Below are 13,799 nucleotides of genomic sequence, written 5' to 3'. Positions count from 1 at the left end.
CCCCAATGTTCTCGGCGAGTCCGGGTAGTCCGCTGCGGCATCACCACAAGCTTCGGCACGTATACCGGTACCGCCCCAATGCTCCGGCAACCATCGAGCTCGCATTCCGAAACATGGCGAAGGACGGCACCCACTCGCACCGAAATGGCCACCTAGTGCCTCGTCAAGCAACCTTCGGTAGGTAATCCGGTCGCCGGATCTTGGAGTTGACAGCGAAATCTCGTTTGGGCTGGGCGTGCTGGTTATGCCAGCGGATATAGGCACCGATCGCGGCGTCCTGCTCGCCGTGACTGCGGTGATCGGTGCCGTTCAACGCGAAGTAGCGCAGCGCCGCGAACTCGGACTCGATCCAGTTCAACCATGACGAATACGTCGGCAAGAACACCAGTTCCACGTCATGCTCGGCGGCCCAGTCCCGGACCTCGGCCCGCTTGTGCGGGGAGAAGTTGTCGGCGATGACGTAGAGCCTCTCGCCGGGCCAGCGGGCTCGCAGCGACTCCAACAACCCGAGAAACTCCTGCCACCGCTTACGATCCCGGATCCGGTAATGGATCTTCCCGGTCACCAGATCCAGGGCGCCGAGCAGGTGCCGAACACCCTGAGTACGGTTGTATGTCGCCCGCAACCGTCTCGGCTTGCGCTGGGGAAACCATCCGCGACCAGCGCGGGGTTGCAGGTTCAACGGCCCGAACTCATCGACACAGACCACCCGCCCATCCACGGGCCGATGGTCGTAGAGATCGAGGATGCGGTTCATCTTGGCGGCGAACTCCGGATCGGTGCCGGCTTTCCAGGTCTTGACTGCTTGCCACGACACACCCTCGGCCTTCAAGATCTTGCGCAGAGTCTCACGGCTGATAGCAGCGATCTCGTTGGTAGCCAAAACTTCTCGTAGTTTCGACAGGCTCCAGACCGAGAACGGCCAACCGAGGTCTCGCGGGCAGCACCGGGCGATACAGGCGATGCGTTCACGCGTCGCCCGATCAATCTTCTTCGGTCTGCCCGCGCTCCATTTTGGGTCCAGTGCCTCGAACCCCCGTTCGTTGAAGTCGTGGATCACTTGCCGCACATAGGCTTCGCTGACCTGCATCAACCTCGCGATCGCGGGAACCGGCTGACGTTGAGCCGAGGCCATCACCACGATCGCACGCCGCATCCTGATCGGTTGCCTGCTCGTCTTCGTGATCTTCTGCAACCGGCGGCCCTCGTCCGGGCTCACTTCTCGCACAAACACTTCCGGTTTCCTGGCCACCGGCATCACCTCCACCGGGGAGCATCTCCGGTCGCGGGCGCGCGATCAACTCGACACCCGTTACCGAGGCAACTTTCCTGGACGAGGCACTAGCTGTGGCTAACGATCGACACAGCGAATACTGCCTCTTAATGGCCGGTCAGCGCAACAGCTAACGCTGACCCCGAGAGGTAGCCGCACGCAGAATGCCGCGAATACCCCGCTTCTCACGCGGGGCCGAGACGCCACGGCCCTCCAGTGCATCCCGCAGACCGTCGCCGAACACCGCGAAGGACAGGATCGTCGACACAACCATGAGGGCAGGCGACACAAGGAAGTACGGAGACTCGTAGATGACGTCGAACGCGTCCCGCAACATCGTGCCCCAGCTGGCGTCCGGTGGACGGACACCCAGTCCGAGGAAGCTCAGGCTCGCCTCGGCAATGATGATCACCCCGGCCGAGAATGTCAGCTGGACCAGCAGCGGCGAGCTCACGTTGGGCAGGACATGCCGCCACAGGATGCGCCATGGCGAGCAGCCGATTGCCCGGCAGGCCTCGATATAGGTCTCGCTGGCGACCGACTGGGCTGCACCACGCGACAGACGGAACAGGGGTGGGGCGAGCACGATCCCGATCGCGAGCATGACGTTGGTCAGGCCGGGGCCGAGGATCCCCACAATGGCGAGGGCGAGGATCAATGGCGGCAGACTGAGCAGGGCATCCGAAATACGGCTCATGATCGCGTCGACCGGTCCGCCGAGATAGCCGGCGAGCAGTCCGAGAGGGATACCGGCGACAGCCGCGATAATCAACGCCTGCACGACTGCGACCAGCGTTACTCGCGCGCCGAAGAGCAACCGCGACAAGACATCACGACCGAAGTTGTCGGTGCCGAGCCAGTGCTCGAAGCTCGGCCCCTGAAGCTGGTTGATCAGGTCCTGCGCAGCAGGATCGAACGGCGCGAGCAACGGAGCCGCCAGCGCAGCCAGCGCAGCGAGGACGAGGAAACCGAGAGCCGCCATCGCCGACCGGTTACGGCGGAGCTGACGAATCGCGCGACCATCGCCTCGTGGACGGCGCGCCGTTGGTGGCTGGTTCGGGCGGCCGTCACCGGACTGCCGGTCCGTAAGGCCAGATGCGGGAACGGCCACATCCCCCGCACCATCGGCGGGTTTCTTGGGCGAGTGGGTGGTCATCGCAACTCCTCTGTCACCATCTGCACCAGAGCTCATGAACGGAGCCTCGGGTTGAAATAGCCGTACGAAATATCGACGACGAGGTTGACGATCAGGACACCGACGGCGCTGACCATCACGATCCCGAGGATCACCGGGATGTCCCGCTGGTTGACGGAGGAGACGGCGAGGCTGCCGAAACCCGGTAGCGCAAACACGAACTCGACGGTGACCGCCCCGCCCAGCACCCGGCCGGCCTGCAACCCGAGGACCGTGACGATCGGCACGCCGGCGTTCTTCAGACCATGCTTGCCGATGATCATCGGGCTCCGCAGCCCCTTCGCGCGGGCCGTGCGCACGAAGTCCATCCCGAGAGTGTCGACCATCGCAGCCCGGGTCTGCCGCGCGAGCTCGGCTCCCGAGATCACAGCGAGCGCGATCGCAGGAAGGATGAGATGGTTCAGCCACTCCCCGAATCCACTCTCCCCGAGCGCGCTGTACCCAGTGGCCGGAAAGAGGGTCGTGCTGATCGCGAACACCAACACGAGCACCAGACCGACGACGAACGGTGGCATCGCCATCAGAATCGAAGCGATCCCCGTGACAACGCGATCGAGCGGACGATTCGGCCGCAATGCGGCGACGACACCGAGCGGGATCCCGACCAGAATCGCGATGATCATGGTGACGAGTGCGAGTGACAAAGTTACCGGGACCCGCTCCATGATCAGGCTCGAGACCGACTGGCTGGACAACAGCGACTGGCCGAGGTCCCCTTGGATCGCGTTGCCGAGCCAGAGCGCATAGCGCACCAACAAGGGCTTATCGAGGCCAAGACGCGCACTCGCGGCGGCGACATCCTCCGCCGTCGCGTTCTCACCGGCCGCGGCACGTGCCGCATTGCCCTCCATCAGGTCCAGCAGAACGAAGACGAACAGGCTCAGAGCGAGCAGCAAAGGGATGGCGGACAGCGTCCGCCGTAGCATGATCCGCAGCATCGGTCACCACCTCGCTTCGACGGAGACGGATTCCGGGCTGCCATCAACGGGAATCACGGCCGCCATCGATTGTTGCGTCGTTCGTACCGCGCGACGGGATCTGCGCGGCTTCGCGCTGGGGATGGCGGACACGAGTTGTCGCGTGTACTCGTGCTCCGGATCGGTGAAGAGCTTCTCGGTCGGCCCGATCTCCACGATCTCACCGCGCTGCATCACCGCCGTCCGCTGCGCGAGGAACCGCACCAGTGAGAGATCGTGCGAGATGAAGAGGAACCCGATGCCACGCTCGGCCTGCAAATCCAGCAACAGGTTCAGGACCTGGGCCTGGATGGAGACATCGAGGGCTGCGACCGGCTCGTCGCAGACGATGACTTCAGGATCCGTCGCGAGCGCCCTGGCGATGGCAATACGCTGGAGCTGCCCGCCGGAGAACTCACGGGGATAGCGGTCCAGATGGTCGGACCGCATCCCGACTCGTTCGAGCAGGCCGACCACGAGTTCATCGCGCTCCTTTCCGCGTAGGCCATGGTGGACGGTAAAGGGTTCTCCGACCTGGTCACGGATCAGCATCCGTGGATCCAGCGAGGAGAACGGGTCCTGGAAGATCATCTGCGCGCGCTGCCGAACAGCCCGGAGCTCACGCCCCTGGAGAGACAGCACATCCTGGCCGAACAGACGCACCGAGCCGGTGTCGGGCTCGACGAGCCGAAGCACCATACGACCTACGGTGGACTTCCCTGCACCGGTTTCGCCGACGATCCCGAGGGTCTCCCCCCGCTCGATCGCAAACCCGACGCCGCGCACGGCGTAGTTGTGCTCGACAACCTTGCCGAACACGTTGCGCCTGGAGGGAAACCGCTTGCCGAGGCCTTCGACCTCCACCAGCGGCCCACTATCTGCGGGTTGTGTATCGCCATCCGCACCATCGGCCCGTTCGGGTCCGATGCCCACGCTCATCGGACCGCTCCGGTCAAGTCGAGCTCGCCGAGCCGCACACAGCGGGTCGTGGTGCCGTCAGTATCTTTTCGCATCGGGTTCTGCCCCTCATCACAACGCCCTGCTTCGGCGTATTCACAGCGCAAGTGGAAACGGCACCCCGCAGGCTGCGCCCACGGCGCCGGTACCGCCCCTGGAATGGATCTGAGTCGTCCGCCCGGCGTCGCATGGTCCGGGACGGCCGCGAGGAGCCCTTCGCTGTACGGATGCCGTGGCCGGGCGAAGAGGTCCTCCATCGGACGCGATTCCACCACCTGGCCGGCATACATGACGCTGACCCGATCGCACATCTCCGCGACAACCCCGAGGTCATGAGTGATAAACAGAATCGAGACTCCGAACTCGTCTTGGAGCTCGTTCATGAGGCGCAGCATCTCGGCCTGCACCGTTACGTCGAGGGCAGTCGTGGGTTCGTCCGCGATGAGCAGAGCTGGTCTGCAGGCGAGCGCGATCGCCAACATCACCCGCTGACACATGCCGCCGCTGAACTGGTGTGGATAGTCGGCAACCCGCCGCGCGGCATCGGCGATACCGACGACATCGAGCATCGCCGTCGCCTCAGCCAGCGCGGCCTTACGCGCCATTCCCCGGTGCCGACGCAGGACCTCGGCGATCTGATCACCGACGGTGAATGCCGGATCAAGACTGCGGCGTGGCTCCTGGAAAATCATCGCCACGCGGTCACCGCGCAGATCTGCCAGTCGACGCTCAGGTAGCCCGACCAGCTCCTCACCGCCGAGCCGGATGGAACCCTGGGGGATGCGGTGCTCCCCTCTCGGCAGCAGGCCCATCGTCGCGAGCGAGGTGACGGTCTTGCCCGATCCGGACTCACCGACGAGTCCCAACGTCTCACCGCGCTCGACGTGCAGGTCGACGCCGTCGACGACCCGGACCCAGCCACGTTCGGTCCGGAACTCGACCACGAGGTTCTCGATCTCGAGAACGTTCACAGACTCTGGTGAGCTGTCTGCGACGTCCGGTGCCGACCTGTCGTCCCGCGACTCTGCCTCGGTGGCAGGGAGTGGAGCATTCATCGAGGAAACCATGGTGTGCGACCTCCGCGCGCCGTTGAGCTGTCCGTGCAGCCTTGGTGAAGACCCATCCGCGGCTGTGAGTCATGCGAAACCATCTGACACTCGAATCGAGGATGAGTAACCGATACGTAGAGCGACATCGGCTATTTCGCCGCGATGCCCACATAGCGCAGGTCGAAGATCCCATGCAGATCGGACTGCCCCATGCCATCGATACCGATGACACGGTCGGAGTACGCGAACTGCACCGGGATGCCACAGACGAATACGTCCTGAGCGGCACTGACCAACGACTCCGTTGCCTGACTCAGAATCTGTTTGCGCTCTGGTGCCGGGAGATTCGCGTCGAAAGCCCGCTGCACCGCTTCGGCAACGCCGGATGGGATCGGACCGGGTGTACGGCTACGCAGCAGATAATTGTCGCTGAGTGTGAGCGCCTCGGTTGCGGAGGCGACCCGCGACTGTAGGTAGGAGTCGAAGTTACCGTCGCGCCACAGGCCATTGACCTGCACCGGATCGTAGGTTTCGATGCGCAGCCGGACATCGATCTTCGCCAGCTGAGCCTGCAGAGCAGACGCCATCTTGTCCTGCGGCGAGAGATTCGTACCGATGAGCATCGTCATATCGAAACCGTTCGGCAGGCCGGCTTCCGCGAGCAACTGCCGAGCCCGGTCAAGGTCGTGGGTATAGCGAACCGGCGGGTTGTCGAGGTACCCCTCGGTGAAGACTGGGGTGAGCGGCTGCATCTGTGGCGCGCACTGCCCGTCGAGGATCGCGGCGTTGATCCCCTCACGGTCGATCGCGTAATTCAACGCCTGGCGCACCTTGGTATTATCGATATTGGGCCGACCGGCGTTCAGGTAGACCGCATACGTCGAGGCCGCCGGGTAGGAGTACAGCCCGAACCCTTTCCCGAGCCGCGCCGCCTGATCATGCTGGCCGATCTTCGACAGCATTGCATCCACCTGACCCGACCGCAGCGCCGACAACCGCGCGTTGTCGTCAGTGATCCCGATGATCTCGATCTTGGCCACCTGCTGCGCCCGCGGGTCCCAATAGCCTGGAGCCCGCTCGTAACTCACCCGATCCCCCAACTTCAGGTCCGCCACCCGATACGCGCCGGACCCAGCCGGGTTCCGGTCCAGGTCCGGGCGGTTGATCCCGGCCGGACTGATAATCGACCCCACACCGCTCGACAGAATGTAGGGAAGATCCGATGCCGGGCGGTTCGCGGTGACAACCACCGTGAGCGGATCTACCACGTCCACGCTCTGCACCATCGACAGCTGCCCTTTCACCGTCGACTTCGGCAGCGTCAGCGCACGATCCAGACTCCCCTTGACCGCGGCCGCGTCCACAGGCGAGCCATCGTGGAACTTCACACCCTCCCGCAACGTGAACGTGACCCGCTTGCTGTCCTCGCTGAAGCTCCACTTCGTCGCCAGCATCGGACGCAGGTCCCGACCGACAGCGAGTTCGGTCAGCCGGTCGTACACAGGGAAGATGAACGGGGCCTGCGCCACGCTCGAAACAGCTGTGTGGGGGTCAAGGGGCACTGCAGCAACGGTGAACGCGAATCGCAGCGTCCCGTTCGGATCAACCGTCTTCGGCGCGCCATCGGACGTCGAAGATCCGCCCCCGCAGGCGGCCAGAACCATTGACAGTGCGCAAACAACCAGCGTCGACGGCCATCGTCGTTGCTTCCTCGGCATCGAGGGTCTCCTATTGGTTGGACATCTATATAGGATGTTCTTCTCGGCAAGACTACGGCAGATAGTCGCCGTTGTCCGAGTAATCGATCGACTGTACCGCTATTTAGCATCCTTATTTATCTTGAAGATTTATCTTGAAGCTGTACCCCGGCGCCGCCGACACGGCCCGGTCGTTCTGAGTGGGCGGCGGGCGCTGAGGCACGACATGCACGCCCCCAAGCGGCGTGCTCGAGACCACCCGAGGACGGATCGCTGCTTTCCCGGGTTGAGTGACGCTCGTCGGCAGCCCGCTTCGAGGCGCATAAGCTCCTCGAGGCAGGCGCTACCAACGTTGGCGGCGCATTGCCGGTGAATCCGAGCGGAGGCTTGAAGTCCAAAGGACACCCGCCGGGCGCCACCGGAGTTGCCCAGCGTGTGGAGCTGTTCGAACAGTTACGCGGCACTGTCGAAAACCAGATCGGCACCCACGAATTGGCTTGGCGCACAACGATGGCGGGCCGGCCCACTATCGCAGCGGTTACTATCCCGGCCGCAGGCGCCTGAGCCGCCTCATTCTGCGAATTCGACGTTGAGGCGGCGGAGGAGTTCGGCGAGCGATGCGAGATCTGACTCGGGCCAGCTTGAAAGTCGTTCCCGCAACGCTGTACGGCGGGTGGTGCGAGTCTCGTCCAAACGCCGTTTGCCGAGCTCAGTCAAGGCCAGCAGCTGTGCGCGACCATCCTCGGGGTCGGGTCGCCGGTCGACGAGTCCGAGCTCCTCGAGTGCTGAAAGTTGGCGTCCCGCAGTGGCTTTACCGATGCGGAAATAGGCAGCCAAGTCACTGGGACGGCTGGGACCGACCGCGTCGAGCCTGATCAGGAAACCGACGGCCGCGGGTTGGAGACTAGGGTGTACGCGTTCCGCGGATTCATGGAAGATCCTGCGGCGACTCCGCAACACACCCATGAGCTGTTCGTCGATCTCGTCAATCGTGTCGTTCACCGTCTTACCACCCTCCTCAACATCGCGGGCAGCGTACGGATTGTCTGCCATTCAGTTGTGGCCGACTTTACCGACGACTCGGGACCCGGTCGCTTCTAACTGCCGGATCTGAGGCGACTGTGGTCCGCAGCGGGATTTCCCGGATGAACAGGACAGCGATCATTGCCAGGAGTGCCAGTGGCACGCTGTAGAGGAAGGCATCGGCAACGCCGTGTCCGTAGGCGTCTTCTACCACTGAGCGGACCGGGGCCGGTAGCTCCGAAAGACTGGGCAAGCTACTGCTCGAGCCGGTGACGTTTTCCGGGATGCCAAGCCGGGCCAGACCGCCGTCCGTGTAGTGAGTGATCCTGGTTGCCATGACCGCACCTAATACGGACACACCGACCGCGCCGCCGAGTGTTCGCATGAATGCGACGGTCGCGCTGGCCGAGCCGACCTCCTGGATGCGAACTTGATTCTGTACCGCGATCACCAGGTTCTGCATAGTCATGCCCACCCCCGCGCCAACGCAGAACATGTAGACGGCCAGCAGACCGTAGGGCGTGTCGGCGCGGGCAGTCCCCAACGTGATGAAACCGACCGCCGTCAGCACGCTACCGACCACAAGTACCGGTTTCCAGCGACCGGTCCTGGTGATCAGCCGTCCCACCACGATGGAGACGATGGCCAGGCCGAAGATCATGGGCAGAGTGAGCAAGCCGGCCGCGGTCGGCGACTTGCCCTTGGCCAATTGAAAGTACTGACTGAGGAAGGTGGTGCCGGAGTACATAGCCACACCGGCGACCAGGGAGCCGGCGACGGCCAGCACGATAGTGCGATTACCGAACAAGTGCAGCGGGATGATCGGCTCACTCACCTTCGACTCCACGAGCAGCAACAGCGCGACCAGCACCACTGTGCCACCGATCATTGTTCCGGTCTGCCAGGACAGCCAGGCGAACTTGTTACCGGCAAGCGACACCCAGATCAGCAACAGCGAGGTGGCGGCGCCCACGACAACCGCACCGAGCCAGTCCACCTTTGCCTTTCGCTTGACCATCGGCAGATGCATCGTTTTCTGGAGCACAATCAATGCGACTGCCGCGATCGGGACGCCGACGAAGAAGCACCATCGCCAGCCCAGCCATGAGGTGTCCACGATCGCACCGCCCACCAGCGGTCCCACAACTGTGCCGACAGCGAAGATCCCGCTCATATATCCGCCGTAGCGACCACGTTCACGAGGCGAGACCATCACTGCCAGGATGGTCTGGGTAAGCGCTGTCATCCCTCCGGCACCGACCCCCTGAATCGCCCGCGCCGCGATCAACTGTCCGGCGTTGGCCGCCAGGCCCGCGATGATCGAACCCACCACGAAGATGACCAGGCTGATCTGCACCAGCAGCTTCTTATCGACCAGATCCGACAGCTTGCCCCAGATAGGGGTGCTCACCGCCATCGCCAGCAAGGTCGAGGTGATAACCCAACTGTAGGCCGTCTGGCCGGCGTGCAGGTCGGTGATGATCGTCGGCAACGCGTTCGCCACGATCGTCGAGGACAAGATTGTCACGAACATGCCGGTCAACAGTCCGACGAGCGTTTTCATGATCTGGCGGTGCGACATCGGACCGCCCCCCTCGGAGTGTGAATGCATGTGCAGTGCGACCGACGACGCGTCGACGCTGTGCATGCGATCAGCGTCATGCGAGGGCTGAGACAAGGTCGACCTCACTCTCTGGCGTGCACTCATGCGGGGCACCAGACGGCCCACTGGCCAGGATTGGGCGTCGCCACGAATCCCCGACAGTGGTTGCCCAGGGCAACTATATCAGTTTTATAGCCCAAGGCAACTAGTTTTGCTCCCACATGACGGTAGGTGGCGAGCGTTAAGCCCTGGGCGGCAAAGTCATTGCAGGAAACCCCTCCCGCCACCGCCTGCCGGCCCGGCCCGGCCCGGCCCGGCCCGGCCCGGATGAAACGATCGACCCCCGAGTCCGGCACCCCTCTCGGACTCGCGCACAGCGATCGACCGGTTCATCGCCCCGCCGTGCATCGCATCCGATAGCGCCGCCTGGCCGCCGGGAAGACCCCCTTATCGGCGGTTAGACCGCCGGTCGGCCCGCGGCGTATGGATCGATTTGCCGATCTCTCTTTCCGGCCCCTCCCACCCGTGTAACGCCGAAGGCCCCGAGCTCGCAAGTAATGAGCTCGGGGCCTTCGTGATTGGGTAATCGGCCGCACACAGGCTAGATGCAAGCTAATGGTTGGCGTTTCACAGTGTAGACGTAGCGGGCGGGTATCGGACGGTCACGGGTCAGTTCCCGACGACGATGCTCATCACCCGCGGCCGACCGCACACAACTGCCGCGTCGCCCAGTTCCACAACAACCCGACATACGTCGTTCTCTTCGCCGTCTATACTGAAGTCGGAAGAGCCATTGATCACCGACGAAAGATTGGTGTGTCATGTCTTCTTCCGATTCCTCACCGTCGGCTCGACGCGACGGTTCGAGTGACTCTCGTCCTCACACGGCTCCCGGCGACGAAACATGGCTCAGCACCGCTGAACTCGCCGCCCGCCTAAAAATCCCCATCAAGACCCTCGCGGCATGGGCCGGCTCCGGCCAGGGGCCCCGCTATGCCCGGATGGGGCGCTACCGGCGCTACCGACTCGGTGACGTCCGCGCCTGGGAGGAACAACGTTTCGCCGACGGCGGCGGCAGTCAATAGCCCCGGCCGGTTACGGCAACTTCCGTGCATCCCTCGGTTGCACAACCACATCATCACCAGGCCCGCGGACCTGTCACGCACGCAGCACGTCCACCGAGACGGCGCTTCGCGTGCGGTTCGCGCTGCCCCGATCACTGTGTCCGAGTTCAAGGAAGGTAATCATGGCCGGGCGAGTCCCTCATCCGGTCGGCACCTTCGGCCGACCCACGCCGCCACGCAAACAACGTAACAGCACCTGGCGCACCACCGCCCGCTACTACGGCGCTTGGGGCATCCAGTACATCGAACGCACCGGCCCCACCGCAGGCGAGGCACGAAACCGCCTCGCTGAAGCGGTACGCGACTTGCGGCCTCCGCCGGAACCGGACCGCGCTTCGCCCGCATGGGCCGCTACCGCCGATACCGACTCGGCGACGTGCGTGACTGGGAAGCTCGGCAACTGTTCACGCGCCGCGATAGTCGCTGACCGAAACACCCGCACGCGGCGGACTTTTCCGTGCAAACACATCACACATGCTCGCCGACGATGCCCTGCGCATCCGAGGCAGTCCTGCGCGTCCACCAGCCTGCCCTGCAGCGCCCCTTCCCCCAACTTTGCGAGCTGTCGCGCGCCGAGTAATCGGGCTGCCGGGCTGCCGGGCTGCCGCCGACACACGAATGAGGAGACCATGACAGGCCGCCGCCCACGTCCCGTGGGCACGTTCGCGACTCCGTCCAAACCCAAGAAGCAGCGCAACGGCTCGTGGAAAGCAACGGTTCGCTTCTACGGGGTCTGGGGCACTCCCCAGATCACACGATTCGGCGCGACCTCCGGAGAGGCAAGCGACCGACTGGCCGAGGCCATGCGCGATTTCCGCGAGGTTCCGCGCAACAGCCAGATCACACGAAGCACCACCCTCACCATGCTCGCCCAGGAACTCTTGGCCGAGATGCGGGCCGATACCGCCTGCTCCGCGGGTCTGGTCGAGGACTACCGACGCGAGATCGAAGTCTCCACACACCGCCTCGCGAATCCGAAGACGATCAAGATCGACAACTCCATCGGTCGCCTCCAGATCTGGCAAGCCACTGCCGGCGAACTCGACCGCCACATCAAACAACTGACCACACTCGGATTCCGACGAAAAGCCAAGCAACACAAAATCATCCTGCGAGCGATGATGCAAATAGCCGTCCGGCACGGCGCCCTCGACGCCAACCCTATCGATGGCGTGGCAGCGTTCAGGAGAGTTGCCAAACCCGCCCGCGGCAAGATGGCCGACATGGAATCCTTGCCGGCATTCCGTGACCAGGTCCGCGCCTGGGCTCGGGGCGAGGAAGTTCCCGGAACACCGGCATACATCAGCGGGCCGAAACGGGACTGGACCATGGTCTGGGTTGTCGATGTCATCACCGGAACCGGCATCCGCCCCTACGAAGTATTCGCACTGTTGCTCGACGAGATCAATCTCGACACGCCTGTCCCCTATTTCGACGTCACCGGCACCCTCGTGGAAGTCAAAGGCGCCGACAACGGCGGATGGGTACGCAAGCCCACACCGAAGACCGAGAACGGATGGCGCCGAATCCTGTTACCCCAGCACACCATTGAAGCCATCGGTGAAGCAATCATCGATCTCGAGATCACCCGATGCCCGAACCCGATGGGCCTGCTGTTTCCTGCCCGCAACGGATCACTCCGCAATCCCAACAACTTCGGCCGCATATGGCGAGCAGCCCGGGGCGAGAATTTCGCCTGGGTCACCCCACGCACGTTCCGACGCGGCGTCGCCACCGCGGTCGACCACGCTTCCGAAAGCCCCGAGCGCGCCGCCCGTCAACTCGGCAACACCACCGCTGTCGCCAAAGCCCACTACATCGACCGCCCCGACACCGCACCTGACAATCGCGAGATCCTCGAGCGGTGGGCCAAAGGCGGTCCGCAGGAACCGCGCCAGTCACCACTCGAGACCCCGGAAACCTAGACCGTGGTAGCCCGATCGGCGCCCAAGAAGCACAGAACGCCGGAAACGCACGCCAGTGTTCCGAGCCGCAGATTGGACACGGTCCACTACTCGGTTCCGTCGTTACAGTCGATATTGACAAACCACTCACCCGATGAGAGATATTCCGTGACAACCGATTTCATCGAACCACAGCCCTCCGACGACAACCAAGAGCACCCGCTCGGCGCTGATCGCATCGCGGCGATGGTCACCGACCTTCCTCCTTTGACCGGCACGTTCCCCAACGCCGAGATTCCACTCGAAGCCCAGGCCGCCGACATGGTGCAGGAAATGCTGTATGCCGTCGAGAAGCAACTTGTTATTGTCGACAGCCAGATTTCCGAGCACACCGACGGAAGCGGTCGTCTTGTCTGTTGGACCGTGCAGCGAGTCGAGACGTGGAGTATCGCGAGAACCACCCAACAACACGTCCCGACGTGGGCCACGGTCCGTGCGGACCGCCGTCCGCTGTACGCAATGATGTCGAATGCCATGATCCTGCGTGGATTGATCTGCGCCGAAAACCCGAGTCCGCCCGTGTGGGCGTACGTAGCCAACGAGCGCAACAAGCCCCCGGCCTCAAATTTGCAGGACCTCGTCTGCGACTCTTCCTGCGGCAACGGCCTGCCCGTGTGCCCGGGCCATCACGTACCGCCCGGACATACCGCGCTATTGATGAGTGTCGATCCCACACAGGTTGTGGCCAGCAACTATTCCCGCTGGGATCTCGCGCTCAGCGGTGCGTATATTCCGGCGGATTACCTCGATGCAACTCGCTTCCATCGCCTCCTCTCCACCGTTTACCCAGGGGGTGCTGCCGAGCCGATATCAGCCCGGGACTGGACCCCTGTGTCAACGGCCATTCGTAAGTCCCCGCTGGTGGCCAACGGGAAGTCCCCACCCCCAGGCGGGGGTGGGGTGCTCAGATCAGGGGCGCTCACCTGCTTTCGTGCGGTGTTTCATCCGGTAGGAATCG

The 13,799-nt window shown here is 63.7% G+C and carries 11 protein-coding genes and 1 pseudogene; 4 read left to right on the top strand and 8 right to left on the bottom strand.

Features of this window, described 5'->3' with window-relative positions; all coding sequences use genetic code 11:
• Positions 1-163: 163 nt before the first annotated feature.
• From IBJ82_RS32485 to IBJ82_RS32460, 6 genes are all read right to left on the bottom strand, one after another.
• Complete coding sequence (locus IBJ82_RS32485; protein WP_194829804.1) at positions 164-1,234, bottom strand: IS630 family transposase; 1,071 nt, start codon at positions 1,232-1,234, stop codon at positions 164-166.
• Between the two features lie 169 nt (positions 1,235-1,403).
• Complete coding sequence (locus tag IBJ82_RS32480) at positions 1,404-2,429, bottom strand: ABC transporter permease (RefSeq protein WP_194829803.1); 1,026 nt, start codon at positions 2,427-2,429, stop codon at positions 1,404-1,406.
• A 32-nt stretch (positions 2,430-2,461) separates the two neighbouring features.
• Positions 2,462-3,406 (bottom strand): ABC transporter permease, encoded by a 945-nt coding sequence (locus tag IBJ82_RS32475; protein WP_194829802.1) that lies wholly within the window; start codon positions 3,404-3,406, stop codon positions 2,462-2,464.
• Between the two features lie 3 nt (positions 3,407-3,409).
• On the bottom strand, positions 3,410-4,363 hold the full coding sequence (locus IBJ82_RS32470; protein WP_194829801.1) for an ATP-binding cassette domain-containing protein: 954 nt from the start codon (positions 4,361-4,363) through the stop codon (positions 3,410-3,412).
• Complete coding sequence (locus tag IBJ82_RS32465) at positions 4,360-5,352, bottom strand: ABC transporter ATP-binding protein (protein ID WP_370585582.1); 993 nt, start codon at positions 5,350-5,352, stop codon at positions 4,360-4,362. Before IBJ82_RS32465 ends, IBJ82_RS32470 begins: the two co-directional genes overlap by 4 nt.
• Before the next feature lie 227 nt (positions 5,353-5,579).
• A complete protein-coding gene (locus IBJ82_RS32460) occupies positions 5,580-7,148 on the bottom strand; it encodes an ABC transporter substrate-binding protein (RefSeq protein WP_194829799.1) in 1,569 nt (522 codons plus the stop codon).
• Between the two features lie 282 nt (positions 7,149-7,430).
• Here IBJ82_RS32460 and IBJ82_RS34950 point away from each other — a divergent pair.
• Positions 7,431-7,691: pseudogene (locus IBJ82_RS34950) on the top strand (thiolase family protein); the annotation flags it as partial.
• Between the two features lie 6 nt (positions 7,692-7,697).
• On the opposite strand, the gene IBJ82_RS32455 reads toward IBJ82_RS34950, so the two are convergent.
• Positions 7,698-8,180, bottom strand: a complete 483-nt coding sequence (locus IBJ82_RS32455; protein WP_194829798.1) for a MarR family winged helix-turn-helix transcriptional regulator — start codon at positions 8,178-8,180, stop codon at positions 7,698-7,700.
• A gap of 16 nt (positions 8,181-8,196) precedes the next feature.
• Entirely contained in the window at positions 8,197-9,798 is a 1,602-nt protein-coding gene (locus IBJ82_RS32450; protein ID WP_228538021.1) for an MDR family MFS transporter, read from the bottom strand.
• Positions 9,799-10,574: 776 nt separating this feature from the next.
• Between IBJ82_RS32450 and IBJ82_RS32445 the strand changes: the two genes are divergently transcribed.
• The 3 genes from IBJ82_RS32445 to IBJ82_RS32435 all read left to right on the top strand — a co-directional run.
• Complete coding sequence (locus IBJ82_RS32445) at positions 10,575-10,838, top strand: helix-turn-helix domain-containing protein (protein ID WP_194829797.1); 264 nt, start codon at positions 10,575-10,577, stop codon at positions 10,836-10,838.
• A 668-nt stretch (positions 10,839-11,506) separates the two neighbouring features.
• Positions 11,507-12,802 carry a tyrosine recombinase XerC gene (gene xerC, locus IBJ82_RS32440; RefSeq protein ID WP_194829796.1) on the top strand — a complete coding sequence of 432 codons (1,296 nt, stop codon included), beginning with the start codon at positions 11,507-11,509 and terminating at the stop codon, positions 12,800-12,802.
• A 147-nt stretch (positions 12,803-12,949) separates the two neighbouring features.
• Positions 12,950-13,799, top strand: an 850-nt coding sequence (locus IBJ82_RS32435) for a hypothetical protein (RefSeq protein WP_194829795.1), incomplete at its 3' end; no start/stop codon positions are given.

The organism is Nocardia sp. XZ_19_231, assembly GCF_015355705.1.
Lineage (GTDB): Bacteria > Actinomycetota > Actinomycetes > Mycobacteriales > Mycobacteriaceae > Nocardia > Nocardia salmonicida.
The sequence above is the reverse complement of the archived record's forward strand: the minus strand, read 5'-3'. Positions and strand labels throughout refer to the sequence as shown.

Bases quoted from the DNA above. Each gene is read 5' to 3' on its own strand.
- IBJ82_RS32450 (WP_228538021.1), bottom strand. From the start codon at position 9,798: ATGCACAGCGTCGACGCGTCGTCGGTCGCACTGCACATGCATTCACAC.
- IBJ82_RS32480 (WP_194829803.1), bottom strand. From the start codon at position 2,429: ATGACCACCCACTCGCCCAAGAAACCCGCCGATGGTGCGGGGGATGTG.
- IBJ82_RS32475 (WP_194829802.1), bottom strand. From the start codon at position 3,406: ATGCTGCGGATCATGCTACGGCGGACGCTGTCCGCCATCCCTTTGCTG.
- IBJ82_RS32470 (WP_194829801.1), bottom strand. From the start codon at position 4,363: ATGAGCGTGGGCATCGGACCCGAACGGGCCGATGGTGCGGATGGCGAT.
- IBJ82_RS32455 (WP_194829798.1), bottom strand. From the start codon at position 8,180: ATGGCAGACAATCCGTACGCTGCCCGCGATGTTGAGGAGGGTGGTAAG.
- xerC (WP_194829796.1), top strand. From the start codon at position 11,507: ATGACAGGCCGCCGCCCACGTCCCGTGGGCACGTTCGCGACTCCGTCC.
- IBJ82_RS32445 (WP_194829797.1), top strand. From the start codon at position 10,575: ATGTCTTCTTCCGATTCCTCACCGTCGGCTCGACGCGACGGTTCGAGT.
- IBJ82_RS32460 (WP_194829799.1), bottom strand. From the start codon at position 7,148: ATGCCGAGGAAGCAACGACGATGGCCGTCGACGCTGGTTGTTTGCGCA.